Genomic DNA, 16311 nt, shown 5'->3' with positions numbered 1-16311 from the left:
CCATGGGGCAGGCGCGGCAGCATGACGACACCTCACCACGGCCCGCTGCGGGTCGGCATCGGCGGCCCGGTCGGGTCGGGCAAGACCGCCCTGATGGAGGGGCTCTGCAAGGCCCTGCGAGACCGCTACGACCTCTGTGCCATCACCAACGACATCTACACCAAGGAGGATGCGCGGCTCCTCACCGTGGCGGGCGCGCTGCCGGAGGAGCGGATCATGGGCGTCGAGACCGGCGGCTGCCCGCACACGGCGATCCGCGAGGACGCCTCGATCAACCTCGCGGCCGTGGCCGAGATGCGCCGCCGCTTCCCCACGCTCGACCTGATCCTGATCGAGTCGGGCGGCGACAACCTCGCGGCGACGTTCTCGCCCGAACTCGCCGACCTCACGCTCTACGTCATCGACGTGGCGGGCGGCGAGAAGATCCCGCGCAAGGGCGGCCCGGGCATCACCCGCTCCGACCTCCTCGTCATCAACAAGACCGACCTCGCCCCGCTCGTCGGCGCCGATCTCGGCGTGATGGAGGCCGACACGCAGCGGATGCGCCCCAGCCGTCCCTACGTCTTCACCAGCCTGCGCGAGGGCCACGGCGTGGCGGAGGTCGCGCGGTTCGTGGTCGAGGCGGGTGGTTTATAGCCGGCAAAGGAATATGTGGATGCTTTCGACTGGTGCTGTCTTGGCAGGTGTTGTCTGCTGATGTCGCCAGTTCTCAGCACACGGTGTCCAGTCATACGATGCCGAGCGACAAGATCAGAATCGGTTGATGGCCATATGTCCGCCTCCCCATGCTGAGGAGCGACCAAAGGGAGCCTCGAAGCGACCCGAACCAGTCTGTCCAAGCAGCCGTTGTCTTAGAGCACCCGTCAGGGGTGCTTCGAGGCTGCGCGCGATCTTCGATCGCCGCAGCACCTCAGCATGAGGCGCGTTCTGGTTGCCAGAAGCGCTCAGCCGATCTCGCATCAAACACAGAGGGGTGCGCGCATCATCGCCCCCGACGCGGTGGCAAGTCGGATCTGCGCCGCGTCCTGAGCCGGCTATTTAGCCGGCTTTGCAGGATAGACCGGAGCCGCGAAGGGGGGCGCCTCGACCCGGCGGCAGACATAGACCTCCTCCTCCGGGTGGCTCTCGATCGCGAAGCCCGCGGCGCGCAGCATCGCCTCGGTGCAGGCGCGGTTGGGCGCCCACCAGTTGGTCGGATCGCCCGCGTAGGATTGCTCGATGAAGTGGAGCTTCGGGTAGTCCGGCCGGTCGAAATGGTCCATCTCGAAGAAGTCATAGTCGGGCGCGACCGCAGCGACGGTCTTCGCCCCGCGCTGCATCGACTGGAAGACCAACCGATCCGCCGCCACGTGGGCGTGGATCAGGTCGAGGGCGAGGAGCGGGTGGCGCAGGTGGTAGAGCACGCCCATGAACAGGACGAGGTCGAAGCGCTCCCCGAGCGCCGCCACGTCGTAGACGGAGCCCTGCCGGAACTCGATCGCGGCGCCCAGCGCCTCGGCGGCGAAGCGCGCCTGCGCGAGGTAGTCCGGATCCTCGTCGAGGCCGACCACGCGGGCGGCGCCGCGGCGCTTCATCTCGATGGCGTAGAAGCCGCCGTTGCAGCCGATGTCGAGGACGCTCGCCCCGGTGAGGTCGGCGGGAATCGCGTGCGCGAAGCCGCGCCACTTCACGGTCGGGTAATCCCCGAGGAAGTGGTCGGGGGCGGTGAACAGGCCCGGCGCGATCTCGATGTTGTGGAACCAGGGGCCGAGGGAAGCGGCGCGGGCGCGCAGGTCGTCGAGCCGGCTCATGCGGACACCCTCTCGTTGATGCTCTCGACCTTGGCTCCCCAGTCGCCGAGCACCACGGTGCTCACGGAGGCGGGGCTGACCTCGAAGCGGCCCATGGCGTCCGGCGGCAGGCCGAGCGCGAAGGTGAGAACGAGCTTGATGATGTCCGCGTGGCTGACGAGTGCGAGGCGCGCCTCGCCGTGGCGGGCGCGCAGTTCCTCCAGGGCGGCCACGACGCGGCTCTGCGCCTCCAGGATCGTCTCACCGCCGGGCGGCCGGGTGACGTGCCGGGCGGAGTTCCAATAGCGCCAGCGCGGGTCCCCGCGCAGGTCCTCGAAGCTGCGCCCCGACCACGCGCCGAAGTCGATCTCGTTGAGGGCCGGCAGGGTGCGCAGGTCGAGGCCGGCCGCCGCGGCGATCGGCGCGGCGGTCTCCTGCGCGCGCTCCAGCGGGCTCGCGTAGACCGCGCCGAGTCCCTCGCGCGCCAGCCGCGCGGCGACGGCGCGGGCCTGGGCCTGCCCCTCCTCGCCGAGGCTGACGCCCGGCATCCGCCCGCACAGGGTGCGGTCGAGGTGGCCGTGCGCCCCGTGCCGCACGAGGAAGAACGTGGTCGTCATGCTGGGATCCGCCTCCCGGTTCGGCGGAATACCCCCCGCCAGTGGGGGAGGCAGATAGGCGCCCGCCCGGCCGCGGCCATGCCCGCCGGCGGGCAACCGCCCTCAGAGGCCGATCAGGTCGGCGATCAGGTCCGCCCCGGCGGCGGCGGAGCGCTCGCCCGCCGCGACCGCCCGCTCAGCCTCGGCGGTCCGGGCGCGCACCTCGGCGGAGCCGACGAGGCGCTGGTGCAGGCGCTCGTGGACCATGGCCCACATCCACTTCACGTCCTGCGCCCGCCGCCGCGCGGCGAGTTCGCCCGTCGCCGAGAGCTTGGCGCGGTGGTCGAGCACCGCGGCCCAGAGCGCGTCGAGTCCCTGATTGGCGAGGCCCGAGATCGTCACCACCGGCGGCGTCCAGGCGGCGCTCGCCGGGGTGAGAATGTGGAGGGCCGCCCGGTACTCCGCGGCGGCCGCCTTGGCGCGGCGCATCCCCTCCTCCCCGTCGGCCTTGTTGACCGCGATCAGGTCGGCGAGTTCGAGGATACCCTTCTTGATGCCCTGCAATTCGTCGCCCGCCCCTGGCAGCATCAGAACCAGGAAGAAGTCGGTGAGGTCGGCGACCGCGGTCTCCGATTGGCCGACGCCCACGGTCTCGACCAGGATCACGTCGAAGCCCGCCGCCTCGCAGAGCAGCATCGTCTCGCGGGTCTTGGCCGCGACGCCGCCGAGCGTGCCCGAGGAGGGCGAGGGCCGGATATAGGCGTTGGGATCCTGGGCGAGCCGCCCCATGCGGGTCTTGTCGCCGAGAATCGAGCCGCCCGTGCGGGTGGAGCTCGGGTCGACGGCGAGCACCGCCACCCGGTGGCCCTGCGCGGTGAGGTTCGCGCCGAGCGCGTCGATGGTCGTCGACTTGCCGACGCCCGGCACGCCCGTGATCCCGACCCGCACCGCCCGGCCGGTATGCGGGAGCGCCGCGTCGAGGAGGTCGCGGGCGGCGGCCCTGTGGTCGGGGCGCTTGGATTCCGCCAGGGTGATGGCCCGCGCGAGCGCGGCCCGGTTGCCCTTCAGGAGCTGGTCGAGGTCGGGAGCCGGCACGCGCGTCATCCGGGCTTTCTGCCGGCTCGCCGGCCCGGCGTCGAGGCCGGCCTTTGGCCGATCCCGCCCGCGCGCGATTTCTGCCTCAGCGGCAGGATCTGCCCCGCCCCGGTCACGATCGCCCGTCATGACCCGGCCCCGAGAGCGTGGCCGCGGAGACCCGAACGTGCGACCGATCCCGACAGCGTCCCCCCGCCCGACCCGCCGCGCCCTCCTGCAGCTCGGCGGGATCGCCCTGGCGGCGCCCGCCCTCGGCGGATGCGTCACCGACGGGCTCGTGAGCGAGACGGTCCCGGAGCGGCAATCGGCGCTCGGGGTGAGCCCGGTCCTGCTCGTGGCGACGACGCGCCGGCCCGCGGGCGACCCCAAGCGCGCGCCCTACTTCACCGACGAGCGCGGCCGGGGCCTGAGCTTCGCGGAACTGCGCCTCTCGGGCCCCGACACCTCGCTCATCGGCAAGGTCTCGGCCGCCGTGACCGGCGACTGGGGCATCGCGGCGGCCCCACGGGTCGAGACCGGCCCCAACGCCGCGACCGCCTTCGCGGAGGCGACGCTCGGCCGCGACGTGCTCCTCTACGTTCACGGCTACCGGGAGACCTTCGAATCGGCCGCGATCAGCGCGGCGCGCCTGTCGGACGGCATCCGCTTCCGCGGCGCCTCGGGCCTGTTCACCTGGCCCTCGGCCGGCTCGACCTTCGATTACGGCTACGACCGCGAGAGCGCCCTGTGGTCGCGCGACGCCCTGGAGGACCTGCTGCGGGCGCTGGCCGGCCCGGTCGCGGGCGGGCGGGTCCACGTCGTCGCCCACTCGATGGGCACGCTCCTGACCCTCGAGACCTTGCGCATGCTGCGGTCCGATACGGGCGAGGCGGCGATGGCGCGGATCGGCGCCGTGGTGCTGGCGGCGCCGGACATCGACATCGACCTCTTCACCAAGGGCGTCGAGCGGCTGGGGCCGGACGCGGGCAAGATCACGGTGATCTCCTCGACCCACGACCGGGCGCTCGAATTGTCGAGCACCATCGCGGGCGGGGTGCCGCGGGCAGGCGCCGTCGACCGGGACCGGCTCGAAGCGCTCGGCGTGCGGGTGGCCGACGCCTCGGGCTACGGCGGCGGCCTCATCAACCACGACCTGTTCCTGTCGAACCCGGAGGTGCAGCAGGTGGTCAAGCGCGCGATCGCCCGGTCGACGACCGGCGCCTGATCCCCACCGGCCCGGCCCGTCGGCGTGCCGGGCCGTTGCCGTTACAGGCCGCTCCAGGGCAGGCCGGCCACCGGCCCGGAGAACCCGCGCCCGTGATGCGCGGGCGCCGCCCAGTCCGCGAGCAGGCCGGCCCCTTCCTCGTCCCAGCCCGGCACGGCCCCGTCATGGACCCCGGGGAGGCCGTCCCACGTTTCGCCGCCGAGGAGCAGGTCCGCGGCGTGGGGATCGATGCCGTGGCCGGCCGGGCACCAGGCCGGCCGGCCCCATGACCGTGCCATCGGGTCGATGAGGCTGACCGTCGTGCCGCCCGACCCGTCCGAGCCGGTGATGAAGGCCGTGCCGGTATAGTCGCCGGTGAAATGCAGGGTGGCGCCGCAGGTCGCGCTGGTGGGATCGATGAGGCGGAGCGTGTCGGTGTGGTAGTCGAAGAGCGCGACGGCGTTCGACCCGATGCCGCAGACGTCGATCACGTCGCCGTCACCGCCAAAGCCCGCCAGCGTGTTGGCGAGGGCATGGCCGCCCGAGGCACCCAGCGCCTCCCGGTCGATCCGCAGCGTCTGCGCCCCGCGCCCGAAGCTGATCGCCCCCGTCCCCGCCGCGCCCCGCGCCGCCAGTTCCAGCGTGCCCCCGTTGAGGAGCGTGCCCCCGCTGTAGGTGCTGTCCGCCCCCGCCAGCGTCAGGCTGCCCTCCCCGCCCTTGACGAGGCTGCCCTGGTACACCCGAGATGCCGCCGCCTCGGCCCGCGCCGTGCCCACCGCGTAGGCGACGCGGTCGTCCAGGCTCGCCGTCGCGCCGGGCGGGGCCTTGTCCCAGCCCTTCTGCGCCAGGGTCGCCCGCCAGGCGGCCTGCTCGGCGGCGTCCTCGCGCTTGCGCTGGATGAGGGCGTCCTCGGTGACGGTGTTGTACCAGGTGTCCGAGCCGCCCTTGCCGAGCGTGGCCGTGAAGGCGCCGAGGAACTGGCCGGGTCCGTTCATGGCGGCCCTGAGGTCGATGGCGCCCCAGCCCCAGACGGCGTTGGGGGCATCGTCGCGGGCGAGCCCGGTGGTGTCGTCGGGGGTGCCCCGGACGGCGTCGAGGTGGCGGGCGGTGGTGAGCAGGACGTCGCGGGCGCCCTGATTGTCGAGGTAGGCGTAGCGCTGCATGACGACGCCGAGGGCGCCGGTCGCGTGCGGCGTCGACATCGAGGTGCCGCCGACGGTGGTGTAGGCCTGGTCGGGCGCGGTGACGTGCCACGCCGAACGCTCATCCTCCCACGCATCCCCGTCGCGGGCGGGCGGGACCGTGCTGATGATCGCGTTGCCCGGCGCGAAGACCGTCCAGTACTTCGCGACGCCGGCGAGGTTCGAGAACCAGGCCGGCTGGTCGGGGTCCGGTGGGGAATCCTGGCTGCCCTGCGCCCCGACCGCGACCCAGTTCCGCTCGATCTCGGGCCGGAAATAGGGGAGCGAGGCCGGGACGATCGGGGAGGTGCCGCTGTCGTTCCCCGCCCACCAGGTGTGGATCTCGCCGTATTGCTGGACGACCTCCTCCATGGCGTCGAGCCAGGACGGCTTGGCCGCGTAGGCCGTGTAGGCGGCCATCAGGCCCGAGAGCGTCGAGAAGTCGGTGCCGGGACCCTCCTGCCCCCAGGACGAGTTGATCACCCGGGCGCCCGCCGCGGCGAGGTTCCCGTAGGCGGCCTTGAAGTAGGCGTAGTCCCGGTTCGGTCCGCAGACGGTTCCGTCGGTGCTGCCCGTGTTGGCGACGTAAAGGTCGGCGTCGAAGGCGACGCCGTGCATGCCCGTGCCGTCGCGGCTGGCCGCGATGCTGCCTCCGACATGCGTTCCGTGTGGATCGTTGATCTTGCCGTCGTAGGTGCCGGGCGTGTCGAAGGGCTGCCCGGCCTTGTAGACGCTGCTCTCGACCGGCCCGCCGGAGACCTGCCGCCACCCGCCGTTCCAGATCCAGTACGCGTTCTCGTAGAAGTAGCCGTCGTCGCGGTAGGTCCCCTTCACCTCGACCGGGTGGATGCGTCCGCCCTTGAATTCCGGATGATCCGCGTAGATCCCCGAATCCACCTCGCCGAGCTTCACCCCGCGTCCCGTGTAGCCGAGCGCGTAGGCCGCGTCCGCGTGCATCGCCGCCAGGCCCCAATCGGCCTGGTACTCCGCCGAATCCCAGGTCCGCGCGAGTTCGTCCCAGGCCGCGCCCTCGCCCGGCGCGCGCGTCCGCACCGTCGCCACAGGAACGCTCAGCGCCACCTTGGTGCCCCCCGCCCCGTCCGAGGACGCGGTGAACCGCTTGCCCCCGAAATCGCCGGTCAGGTGCAGCGTCGCGTAGCAGGTGCCGCCCGCCGCGTCGGTCAGCCGAAGCGTGTCGCTCGGGTAGTCGAAGCGCGCCACCGCGTTCGAGCCGATGCCGCAGACGTCGATCACGTCGCCGTCCGCCGCGAAGCCCGCCAGCAGGTTGCCGAGGTCGTGACCCGCGCCCGCGCCGAGCGCCGCCTGGTCGACCTTCAGCGTCTGCGCCCCGCGCCCGAAGCTGATCGCCCCCGTCCCCGCCGCGCCCCGCGCCGCCAGTTCCAGCGTGCCCCCGTTCAGGAGCGTGCCCCCGCTGTAGGTGCTGTCCGCCCCCGCCAGCGTCAGGCTGCCCTCCCCGCCCTTGACCAGGCTGCCCTGGTAGATCCGGGACGCCGCCGCCTCGGCCCGCGCCGTGCCCACCGCGTAGGCGACGCGGTCGTCCAGGCTCGCCGCCGCGCCGGGCGGGGCCTTGTCCCAGCCCTTCTGAACCAGGGTTTGCCGCCAGGCGGCCTGCTCGGCGGCGTCCTCGCGCTTGCGCTGGATGAGGGCATCCTCGGTGATGGTGTTGTACCAGGTGTCCGAGACGCCCTTGCCGAGCGTGGCCGTGAAGGCGCCGAGGAACTGGCCGGGTCCGTTCATGGCGGCCCTGAGGTCGATGGCGCCCCATCCCCAGACGGCGTTGGGGGCATCGTCGCGGGCGAGCTCGGTCGTGTCGTCGGGGGTGCCCTGGACGGCGTCGCGGTGCTGGGCGGTGGTGAGCAGGACGGTGCGGGCGCCCTGGTTGTCGAGGTAGGCGTAGCGCTGCATGACGACGCCGAGGGCGCCGGTCGCGTGCGGCGCCGCCATCGAGGTGCCGCTCACGGTGGTGTAGGCCTGATCGGGCGCGGTGATGCCCCACCCCGAACGCTCATCCTCCCACGCATCTCCGTCCCGGGCCGGCGGGACGGTGCTGATGATCGCCTCGCCCGGCGCGAACACCGTCCAGTACTTGGCGATGCCGGCCCGATCGGAGAAGCTCGCGATCTCCACGTCGGTCGGGCGGCCATTGCCGGCCCGGCGGCTGGCGCCGACCGTGATCCAGAAGGGCTCGACCTCGGGCCGGAAATACGGGAGCGCGTTGCGGAGGTCGGGGTTCGGCGTGCCGTCGTTCCCGGCGGCGATGACCTGGAGGGTGCCGGTGCGCTGCGACACCTCCGCCATGGCGTCGAGGTGGGTCTTGTGGCCGAAGAAGCCTTGATAGGCCTTCGTCAGGCCCGCCAGCGTCGCGTAATCGTCGGCGGCGGGAGCCGATCCCCAGGAGGTGTTGATGGCGCGCGCGCCCGCAGCCGCGACCCTGCCATAGGCCTCCAGGAAGTAGGCGTAGTCCGCCATGGAGCCGTACAGGCTCGCATCGGTGCCGCCCGAATTGGCGACGAACAGATCCGCGTCGAAGGCGACGCCGTGCATGCCCGTCCCGTCGCGATTGGCCGCGATCGTCCCGGAGACGTGGGTCCCGTGCGGATCGTTGATGCGGCCGTCGTAGCGGCCCGGCGTGCTGAAGCGCGTGCCCGCCGTGAAGCGGCTCTCGGGGACCGGATCGGCAGTGACCTGCCAGCCCCGGTCGGTACTGTCCGAGTCCAAGGATCGCTGCTCATACCGGTAGCCGTCGCTGGAATACGTGCCGGCGATGTCGACCGGGTGAATACGGCCGCCCTTGAACTCCGGATGGTCGGCGTAGACGCCCGAATCCACGGCACCGAGCTTGACGCCTCGTCCTGTATAGCCGAGGGCGTAGGCGTAGGAGGCATTCATGCCCGCCAGCCCCCAATCGGCCTCGTATTCGGGCGTTTCCCAGGTCGAGGCGAGTTTATCCCAGCTTGAACTTTGGAATGGCGACCGGGTCAGGTCCGATTGCTTGGAAAAATCTCCGGCAACGGACAGGGATGTGCTGGCGAAGACAGATCGCGACATGGCGCTTTGTGCTTCTGTGTGGCGGCGACGACCGGCGCAAAGTGGCTCAGAACGAATTTATGACGCAAGGGAAATAGTTCATTACGCACGCAGAAAAGTGCATCACTCTGCGTAAGAAAGAGGCGAGGCCGGACCGGGGGTGTGGGCAGCCGGAGGCCGGGCGCGATGCTGCCGCTCGGCCTCGACGGGATGGCGGAGCCGGCTGGACGGCCTTCGCGGGCGTATGGACACCGCTCTGGTCTCGCGACCGGCCCCGTCACGCTGGCGGATCGGGGCGAGGAGGCGGGGGCAGGCGCCGTGCGGTCCTTCAGACGGGTCAGGACGCCGCGGCGGCGGGGCGTCGGCCGTCTCGAGGTTTCGACGGACCATCAATGACGTGACAAAACTCGAGAACCGCGCCGGCGCGCAATGTCAACGACGGCTGCAATCTTGCCGAATCCGCTCGACCCCCTTCGGGGTGGCGGATTTCGGTTTCGCTCGACCAGCCGGAGCGGGGCGGCGCAGCGCGCGGGTCGTGCCCCAGGATTCGCCCTACGCCGCGCGCACCAGCAGCGCGATCGCGGCGATGCCGGTCACCGCCAGCGTCGCGACGATGCCGCCGCCCCGGCAGGCGAATTGCCGGGGGGAGTTCCGGGGCGCCAGCATGCCCACCGGGTGAAGCACCCGGGCGATCAGCAGCACGATCAGCAGACCCTCGACGAGGCGCGGGCTGCCGCCCCCGGCCTCCAGCCATCCGATCAGCAGGAGCGCGAAGGGAACGTACTCGGCGAAATTGCCGTGCGAGCGGATGCGCTTGTGGAGCGCGGCATCGCCCGCGTCGCCGTGCAGGACGTCCCCGGAGACGCGCCGGCCGATCACCCATCCGGACAGGCCGACATACAGGAGAGCCAGGAGGGCGGCGAACACCGCCGTCTGAGCCGGGTAGATCATGGACCGGAGTTCCCTTCGGGGGTCGTGACGGGTCGGAGACCGGTGCGCGCCAGCGAGTCCGGCTCGTGGATGGGGCAGCCGTTGCGCTGCGCGCGGAACGCGGACGAGGCCGGGTAGACGGCCCGGCGGGCCCGCATGATCGACCCGAGCGGCCGATGCGCCGCGATCCCGTGCCAGGGACTGAAGGCCAGGCCGTCCTCGATGACCCGTACCTTCTCGGGGCTCCACGTCTCCTGGGGCGGCACCGTGATCCGGGCGACGGTTCGGTAGGGGCTCTCCTCCTCCGGCCAGGGCACCGAGGCGTCCTCGATCGGCATGGTCTCGCGGTTCGTCCAGAGCTGCGCCCGCAACTCCCAGACCGCCTCGTTCTCCTCGAAGAAGGCCGAGACCGCCTCGCGCAGGCCGTCCGGCTTGCCGTTGACGTTCAGCGCCGCGCCGGTCAGCGCCCGCAACGCGTCGGAGACCGGGACGAGCGCCACCTTGGCGACGTGGTCGCCCCAGCGCAGGGGCACTTGGCTGTAGAAGGTCTCACCGAGGATGTGCGTCTCGGGGTGGCCGCCGAGGGCGATGATCGTCGGGCTCTTGCTGCCGAGGGCCTCCAGCACGGTCTCGACCCCGCGCAGGGTGGCCGAGAAGGCCTTCTTGAAGATCTGTGGCGTGTCGGTCGTCGCCGCGAGGAGCTTGAGGCTCTTGAGGAAGGCGGCGGCGTCGGGCGCCACGAAGGCCGGCGCGTTGGCGAGCACGAAATCCTGCGTGGCGCCCTCGGCGACGCCGTCCGCCCCGGGCAGGCGCTCCCCCGGGACGCTCAGGATCTTGAGGGCGAGGCCGCGCGGGGTGGAGACGCTGTCGTCCAGGATGTCGCCCGGATTGGTCGAGAGGCGCAGCACCGCCTCGTGGGTGCCGGGTCGCGCGAAGGCGCCCTGCGCCAGTTCCGGCGCCAGCCCGGGCAGCACCTCCACCCGTCCGACCAGGAGGCCGTGACTCTTGGCGTGCACGCCGCGCACCGCGCGGCCGTAATCCTGGAACGTGGTCTCCTGGATCTTGGCGAAGGTGGCGCGCATGCCCTCGTGGATCTCGCCCTCGTCGGGCCGGGCTTCCTCGACCGACGGCGCGTAGGGGAGGGCTGCGGACATCGGGGCCTCTCGCGAGACGAGGGAAGGGACCGGCAAGACCTGCCGAGCCTCAACACCATCCTGGCGGGGATGTTCCGCAGGGGAGGCCCGGGGTCGTCCGCGCATACGGCCGGGCGGTCGAGGCGCCAGAGCCGCTCGACGAGCTCATCGCCGCTCCCGCCGGCCGAGAGTGGGCCGCTTCGCCCCCCATGTCGAGGCCGGGCAAGAAGAAGGTTGGTTTCGACTTGGTGCTCATGGACGGATCCGCACCTGCGCGGGATCGATGCCCCGTGGTCCACCGCGCGACCCGGATGCCTGCGGCCGAACCGCGTCACTGGCGTTCCTATCGAAGGACAACTCTCCTATAACGGGCGCGGCGGCGTTTGGAGAGGGTCATCGGCATGCAGGCCATCCTGGCGCTTCACGGGCTGTCGCGGCGCCTCCACCTGTCCGGCCTGCGCCCTCTGTCGCGGCTCGTGGACGGCGTGGTCCGGGTCTGCTTCGCGGCGTCGGTCCCGGGGCGGGCCGCCATCGGGCGCAACGTGATCCTCCACCACAGCGGCATCGGCGTCGTGATCAACGGGGCCGCCATCATCGAGGACGATTGCGAGATCGGCGTCCACGTGGTGCTGGGCGGCCGCAGCCCTCTGCCCGGAGCGCCGCGCCTGGAACGGGGCGTGATCGTGCACGCGGGGGCCAAGGTCATCGGTCCGATCACCGTCGGCGCGGGGTCCGTGATCGCGGCGAATGCCGTGGTGATCCGGGACATGCCGCCCGGCTCCCTCATCGCGGGCGTCCCCGCCACGGTCAAACGGCCGATCGGCGATCTCGACGAATACCGGCACAACGCCGCGGCGGTCGAGGCGCCGTAGAGCCTTTTCCGACGAAGTGGATGCCGGTTCAGCGTCGGAGATGCGGCACACGCGAAGACCGAGAGCAGGCGTCACGGTTCAATCTGACCGAAGCCTGATCGAGGGCATCGGCCAGGGACGGTGCTCGCCGGGCGGCCGGTCACGCGGCGCCGCGCAGCCGCGCGAGACCTGTCCGGTGCGCCAGGGTCGCGAGGTCGGGCGCACCGCTCTCTCGCAGGGCGACGAGGGCGATCTGCGCGCAGGCGAAGGCGTCCTCGCCCGCATCGTGGTGCCGCAGCGGGATGCCGAACCGCTCCGCCAGCACCGAGAGGCGGTAGCGCTCCTCCCCCGGCCATTGCCGCCGCGCGAGCGCCAGGGTGCAGAGCGAGGTGAAGCGCGGCGGGCTGAGGCCGCAGGCGGTGAGCGCCGCGCAGAGCACCGAGACGTCGAAGCTCGCGTTGTGGGCGAGGACCAGCGCGTCCGCGATCTCGGGCAGGTAGGGTGCCATCGCGTCGGCGAAGAGCGGCGCGCCGACCACGTCCTCCGGCCGAATGCCGTGGACGCGGATGTTGAAGGGCGAGAAGCGCAGGTCCGGCGGCCGGATCAGGCAGGCCTCCCGGCGCACGACCCGGCCGTCCTCGATCCAGGCGAGGCCCACCGCGCAGGCGCTGTCCCGGCGCTCGTTCGCCGTCTCGAAGTCGATCGCAAGCGTTCGCATCGCGGGCGCCTGCCGGAGGATTCCGCCGGTTTTCAGGCGGCCGCCACCAGGGCCAGCCACTCCTCCTCCGAGATCACCCGCACGCCGTGCTTCTCGGCATCCTTGAGCTTCGAACCGGCGCCGGGTCCCGCCACGACGAGGTCCGTCTTGGCGGAGACCGAGCCCGAGACCTTGGCGCCGAGCCGCTCGGCGGTGGCCTTGGCCTCGCTGCGGGTCATCTTCTCCAGCGAGCCGGTGAAGACCACGGTCTGGCCGCCGAGCACGGAGGCCGCGGCGGGCGTGGCGGCGCGCTCCGTCTCGACCTCGTCGAGCAGCGCCTCCACGGCCGCGACGTTGTGCTCTTCGGAGAAGAACTGGATCAGCGAGGCGGTCGTCACCGCGCCGATCTCACTGTCGTCGGCGAGGTGGCGGTAGGCGTCGCCGGGCCCTTGGCCCCGCGCCCGCTCGACCGCCGCACGCACCCCGTCGGGGCTGCCATAGGCGTCGAGGAGCGCCTCCTTCTGCGCCGCGCTGAGGCGCGCCACGGCGCCCTCGGCCAGAAGGTCGCCCTCCCCGGCCGCCGCCGCGGCGAGCAGCCGCTCGCGGGTCGTCGCGCCGATCCGGTTGAGGGTGGCGAGCGCCAGCCAGTCGGGCCCCGGCTGGTGCTCGGCGGCCGCCCGCACCCCCGCCATCAGGGCGGGCATGTCGGGGAAGTGCTTGGCCAGCGCCTTTGCGGTCGCTTCGCCGACCTGCTCGATCCCGAGGGCGAAGATGAAGCGGTTGAGCGGGATCACCCGCCGCGCCTCGACCGCGGCCAGCAGGTTGCGGATCGCCTTGTCCTCGTCGTCCTTCTTGGCCTTCTTCTTCGTCTCGGGCGTCTTGCCCGCGGCGAGGGCCCGCTCGGCGGAGAGCGCCTGGCGCCGGGCCACGATGGCGGCCTTGAGCGGCTCGAAGTCCAGCCGGAACAGGTCGGCGGGCTGGCGCACCAGCCCGGCCTCGAACAACGTCGTGATGTAGGTCTCGCCGAAGCCTTCGATGTCGAAGGCGTTGCGGGAGACGAAGTGCTTGAGCCGCTCCTGGCCCTGCGCCGGGCAGATCAGCCCGCCGGTGCAGCGGCGCACCGCATCGAGCTTGCCCGTGCGGGGGTTGGTCGAGCGCACGGCGCGGCTGCCGCAGGCCGGGCAGGTCTCGGGGAAGCGGTAGGGCACGGCGTCGGCCGGGCGGCGCTCCAGCACCACGTCGGCGACCTTCGGGATCACGTCGCCGGCCCGCAGCACCACCACGGTGTCGCCGACCCGCACGTCCGACCCCTGGCGCAGATCGACGTCCTGGCGCAGGTCGAACCCATCCCAGATGTTGACGCCGCTGCGGATCGGGTGGCCGTCCGGGTCGATGCCGCGGACGTAATCCTCGTTGTGGAGGGTGGCGTTCGACACCACGACGCCGCCGACCGTGACGGGTTTCAGCTTCGCCAGCGGGTTGAGGGAGCCGGTGCGCCCGACATTGATCTCGATCGCCTCGATCGTGGTGACCGCGCGCTGGGCCGGGAACTTGTGGGCGAGCGCCCAGCGGGGCGCCCGGGCGACGAAGCCGAGCCGGCGCTGCAGCGCGAAGGAATCGACCTTGTAGACGACGCCGTCGATGTCGTAACCGAGATCGGCCCGCTTGGCCTCGATGGCGCGGTACTGGGCGAGCAGCTCCTCCACCGAGGAACACAGCACCGTCAGCGGGTTGACCGGAAGGCCGAAGCGCCGGAAGGCCGCGATCAGCCCGCTCTGCGTCTCGGCCGGCAGCGCCGACATCTCGCCCGCCGCGTAGGCGAAGAAGCGCAAGGGGCGCGATGCGGTGATCGACGGGTCGAGCTGACGCAGCGAACCCGCCGCCGCATTGCGCGGGTTGGCGAAGAGCGGCTTGCCGGCCTCCTCCTGGCGGGCGTTGATGGCGGCGAAATCCGCGTGCGAGAGATAGACCTCGCCGCGCACCTCGCAGATCTCCGGCACGTCGGCGCCGCTCAGCACCTCCGGGATCTCCCGGATGGTGCGGACATTGGCGGTGACGTCCTCGCCGACCTCGCCGTCGCCGCGGGTCGCCGCGGTGACGAGGCGGCCCTGCTCGTAGCGCAGCGAGAGCGAGAGTCCGTCGATCTTCGGCTCGGCCGTGAACGCCACCGGCTCGGAGGCCGGCAGGCCGAGGAAGCGGCGCACCCGCTCGACGAACTCCGCGATCTCGTCGTCCGCGAAGGCGTTGCCGAGCGACAGCATCGGCACCGCGTGGCGCACCTTGGCGAACTTGTCCGAGGCCTTGGCGCCCACGCTCGCCGAGGCCTCGCCCGTGCCGGCGAGATCGGGGAAGCGCGCCTCGATCGCCTCCAGGCGGCGGCGCAGGGCATCGTACGCGGCGTCCGAGATGATCGGCGCGTCCTCGCCGTGGTAGCGCCGGTCGTGCTCGGCGATCTCGGCCGAGAGCGCGTCGTGCACGGCCGCCGCCTCCGCGGCGGACATGGCGTCGACGGGGCGGGGCTCGGTGGTCGTGGCGGGCATGGGATCCGGAATCGGGTTGCGGCCGGCCGGACTCTAGCGCCGGCCGGGTTAATGCCCAGAGCCCGAGCCGATCGTCACGTTCGCGCGCGGGCGCGCGGCCCGTCGGTGCCGCCCTTGCCAGGGCCCTCCGGGAATGCCATCGGCCGCGCAGGCCGCGGGCGCGCGAGGGCACCATGGATTGGGTGGAAGCGATCGGTTACTTGGGGACGGCGCTGACGGTCGCCTCCTCGGCCATGACGACGATGATCCCGCTGCGGATCGTCTCGATCCTCAGCAGCGTCGCGGTGATCATCTACGGCTGCCTCGTCGGCAGCGTCCCGACCGTGCTCACCGAGGTGATCCAGATCCCGTTCAACGCCTGGCGCCTCTACGAGATGATCAAGCTCGTGAAGGACGTCGAGACGGCGGCGGACGGCGACCTCTCCCTCGACTGGCTGAAGCCCTTCGGCACGGCGCGCCGCTTCAAGGCGGGCGAGGTGCTGTTCCGCAAGGGCGACGCGGCGAGCGAGATGTTCTACGTCGAGAGCGGCCGCTTCCGCATCGAGGAGCACGGCATCGAGATCGCCCCGGGCGCGATCGTGGGCGAGCTCGGGATGCTCTCGCCGGGCAACCTGCGCACCGCCACGGTGGTCTGCGCGGAGGCGGGGGTCGCGCTCTGCGTGCCCTATGCGGAGGTCAAGCAGCTCTACTACCAGAACCCGGAATTCGGCTTCTACTTCCTGAAGCTGACGAGCGAGCGCCTGTTCCAGAGCGCCGGGCACGCCCCCGGCGGCGCGGCGCCCGAGGCCGAAATCGCCTGAGGCCCTTCCCGAACGCCTCCCGGAGACGAGATTCCCGGCGATGTCCGACTTTCCCCTCGACCCCCGCCTGAAGGCCGACACGCTCCCGCTCGGCGACCTTCCCCTGTCCTCGGTGCTGCTCCTCGATGACGCGCGCTTCCCCTGGTTCGTCCTGGTGCCGCGCCGGCCGGACCTCGCCGAACTCACCGACCTCGCCGCCGCCGACGCAGTGGCGCTGATGGAGGAGATCCGCATCGCGACCCGGGTGATGCTGGACCTCGCCAAGCCCGACAAGGTCAATGTCGGGGCGCTCGGCAATGTGGTGGCGCAGCTCCACGTCCACGTGGTCGGCCGCTTCCGCTCCGACCCGGCCTGGCCCGGACCGGTCTGGGGCCACGGCGCCCGTACGCCCTACCCACCGCACGCCGCCGCCCAGCTCATCGAGCGGGCGAGGGCGCTGTTCGCGGCGGCCTGACGTGCCGCGCCCCGTGCGGCATCACCGATTCCGC

13 protein-coding genes are annotated in these 16311 nt (G+C 72.0%); 5 read left to right on the top strand and 8 right to left on the bottom strand.

Translation table 11 applies throughout. From position 1 onward, the window contains the following. Positions 1-21: 21 nt before the first annotated feature. Positions 22-636 carry an urease accessory protein UreG gene (gene ureG / locus ACW9J6_RS07830; protein WP_457115893.1) on the top strand — a complete coding sequence of 205 codons (615 nt, stop codon included), beginning with the start codon at positions 22-24 and terminating at the stop codon, positions 634-636. A 398-nt stretch (positions 637-1034) separates the two neighbouring features. Here ureG and ACW9J6_RS07825 read toward each other — a convergent pair whose 3' ends face one another. The 3 genes from ACW9J6_RS07825 to meaB all read right to left on the bottom strand — a co-directional run bounded on the left by ACW9J6_RS07825 (position 1035) and on the right by meaB (position 3469). Further along, entirely contained in the window at positions 1035-1790 is a 756-nt protein-coding gene (locus ACW9J6_RS07825; protein WP_457115892.1) for a TIGR04290 family methyltransferase, read from the bottom strand. After that, entirely contained in the window at positions 1787-2386 is a 600-nt protein-coding gene (locus ACW9J6_RS07820; RefSeq protein ID WP_457115891.1) for a histidine phosphatase family protein, read from the bottom strand. Before ACW9J6_RS07820 ends, ACW9J6_RS07825 begins: the two co-directional genes overlap by 4 nt. A 102-nt stretch (positions 2387-2488) precedes the next feature. Next, positions 2489-3469 (bottom strand): methylmalonyl Co-A mutase-associated GTPase MeaB, encoded by a 981-nt coding sequence (meaB, locus tag ACW9J6_RS07815; protein WP_457115890.1) that lies wholly within the window; start codon positions 3467-3469, stop codon positions 2489-2491. Positions 3470-3635: 166 nt separating this feature from the next. On the opposite strand from meaB, the gene ACW9J6_RS07810 reads away from it, so the two are divergent. Beyond that, positions 3636-4664 carry an alpha/beta hydrolase gene (locus tag ACW9J6_RS07810; RefSeq protein WP_457116051.1) on the top strand — a complete coding sequence of 343 codons (1029 nt, stop codon included), beginning with the start codon at positions 3636-3638 and terminating at the stop codon, positions 4662-4664. 41 nt (positions 4665-4705) lie between these two features. Here the strand turns inward: ACW9J6_RS07810 and ACW9J6_RS07805 are convergent, their stop codons facing one another. The 3 genes from ACW9J6_RS07805 to ACW9J6_RS07795 form a co-directional block, all read right to left on the bottom strand. Further along, positions 4706-8734 carry a S8 family serine peptidase gene (locus tag ACW9J6_RS07805; RefSeq protein ID WP_457115889.1) on the bottom strand — a complete coding sequence of 1343 codons (4029 nt, stop codon included), beginning with the start codon at positions 8732-8734 and terminating at the stop codon, positions 4706-4708. Between the two features lie 690 nt (positions 8735-9424). Continuing rightward, entirely contained in the window at positions 9425-9823 is a 399-nt protein-coding gene (locus tag ACW9J6_RS07800; protein ID WP_457115888.1) for an MAPEG family protein, read from the bottom strand. Next, positions 9820-10956 (bottom strand): catalase family protein, encoded by a 1137-nt coding sequence (locus ACW9J6_RS07795; RefSeq protein WP_457115887.1) that lies wholly within the window; start codon positions 10954-10956, stop codon positions 9820-9822. The genes ACW9J6_RS07800 and ACW9J6_RS07795 overlap by 4 nt, the downstream gene beginning before the upstream one ends. A gap of 380 nt (positions 10957-11336) precedes the next feature. Between ACW9J6_RS07795 and ACW9J6_RS07790 the strand changes: the two genes are divergently transcribed. Continuing rightward, complete coding sequence (locus ACW9J6_RS07790; RefSeq protein ID WP_457115886.1) at positions 11337-11807, top strand: serine O-acetyltransferase; 471 nt, start codon at positions 11337-11339, stop codon at positions 11805-11807. 139 nt (positions 11808-11946) lie between these two features. On the opposite strand, the gene ACW9J6_RS07785 is transcribed toward ACW9J6_RS07790, so the two are convergent. Together ACW9J6_RS07785 and ligA are read right to left on the bottom strand one after the other, a co-directional pair. Then, positions 11947-12504 (bottom strand): 3'-5' exonuclease, encoded by a 558-nt coding sequence (locus ACW9J6_RS07785; protein WP_457115885.1) that lies wholly within the window; start codon positions 12502-12504, stop codon positions 11947-11949. Between the two features lie 32 nt (positions 12505-12536). Beyond that, positions 12537-15023: an NAD-dependent DNA ligase LigA gene (gene ligA, locus ACW9J6_RS07780; protein ID WP_457115884.1), complete on the bottom strand. Its 2487-nt coding sequence runs from the start codon at positions 15021-15023 to the stop codon at positions 12537-12539. A 173-nt stretch (positions 15024-15196) separates the two neighbouring features. On the opposite strand from ligA, the gene ACW9J6_RS07775 reads away from it, so the two are divergent. Both ACW9J6_RS07775 and ACW9J6_RS07770 read left to right on the top strand, forming a co-directional pair. Beyond that, positions 15197-15823 carry a cyclic nucleotide-binding domain-containing protein gene (locus ACW9J6_RS07775; RefSeq protein WP_457115883.1) on the top strand — a complete coding sequence of 209 codons (627 nt, stop codon included), beginning with the start codon at positions 15197-15199 and terminating at the stop codon, positions 15821-15823. A gap of 40 nt (positions 15824-15863) precedes the next feature. Next, a complete protein-coding gene (locus tag ACW9J6_RS07770; RefSeq protein WP_457115882.1) occupies positions 15864-16277 on the top strand; it encodes an HIT domain-containing protein in 414 nt (137 codons plus the stop codon). The last annotated feature ends 34 nt before the right edge of the window (positions 16278-16311 follow it).

The sequence above is a fragment of the Methylobacterium sp. JK268 genome (assembly GCF_054052225.1).
This window is presented reverse-complemented; position numbering and strand designations above follow the sequence as displayed.

What these genes read in the sequence shown, in the direction of transcription:
- ureG (WP_457115893.1), top strand. Translation starts at nt 22, where the DNA reads ATGACGACACCTCACCACGGCCCGCTGCGGGTCGGCATCGGCGGCCCG.
- ACW9J6_RS07825 (WP_457115892.1), bottom strand. Translation starts at nt 1,790, where the DNA reads ATGAGCCGGCTCGACGACCTGCGCGCCCGCGCCGCTTCCCTCGGCCCC.
- ACW9J6_RS07820 (WP_457115891.1), bottom strand. Translation starts at nt 2,386, where the DNA reads ATGACGACCACGTTCTTCCTCGTGCGGCACGGGGCGCACGGCCACCTC.
- meaB (WP_457115890.1), bottom strand. Translation starts at nt 3,469, where the DNA reads ATGACGCGCGTGCCGGCTCCCGACCTCGACCAGCTCCTGAAGGGCAAC.
- ACW9J6_RS07805 (WP_457115889.1), bottom strand. Translation starts at nt 8,734, where the DNA reads ATGAATGCCTCCTACGCCTACGCCCTCGGCTATACAGGACGAGGCGTC.
- ACW9J6_RS07800 (WP_457115888.1), bottom strand. Translation starts at nt 9,823, where the DNA reads ATGATCTACCCGGCTCAGACGGCGGTGTTCGCCGCCCTCCTGGCTCTC.
- ACW9J6_RS07795 (WP_457115887.1), bottom strand. Translation starts at nt 10,956, where the DNA reads ATGTCCGCAGCCCTCCCCTACGCGCCGTCGGTCGAGGAAGCCCGGCCC.
- ACW9J6_RS07790 (WP_457115886.1), top strand. Translation starts at nt 11,337, where the DNA reads ATGCAGGCCATCCTGGCGCTTCACGGGCTGTCGCGGCGCCTCCACCTG.
- ACW9J6_RS07785 (WP_457115885.1), bottom strand. Translation starts at nt 12,504, where the DNA reads ATGCGAACGCTTGCGATCGACTTCGAGACGGCGAACGAGCGCCGGGAC.
- ligA (WP_457115884.1), bottom strand. Translation starts at nt 15,023, where the DNA reads ATGCCCGCCACGACCACCGAGCCCCGCCCCGTCGACGCCATGTCCGCC.
- ACW9J6_RS07775 (WP_457115883.1), top strand. Translation starts at nt 15,197, where the DNA reads ATGGATTGGGTGGAAGCGATCGGTTACTTGGGGACGGCGCTGACGGTC.
- ACW9J6_RS07770 (WP_457115882.1), top strand. Translation starts at nt 15,864, where the DNA reads ATGTCCGACTTTCCCCTCGACCCCCGCCTGAAGGCCGACACGCTCCCG.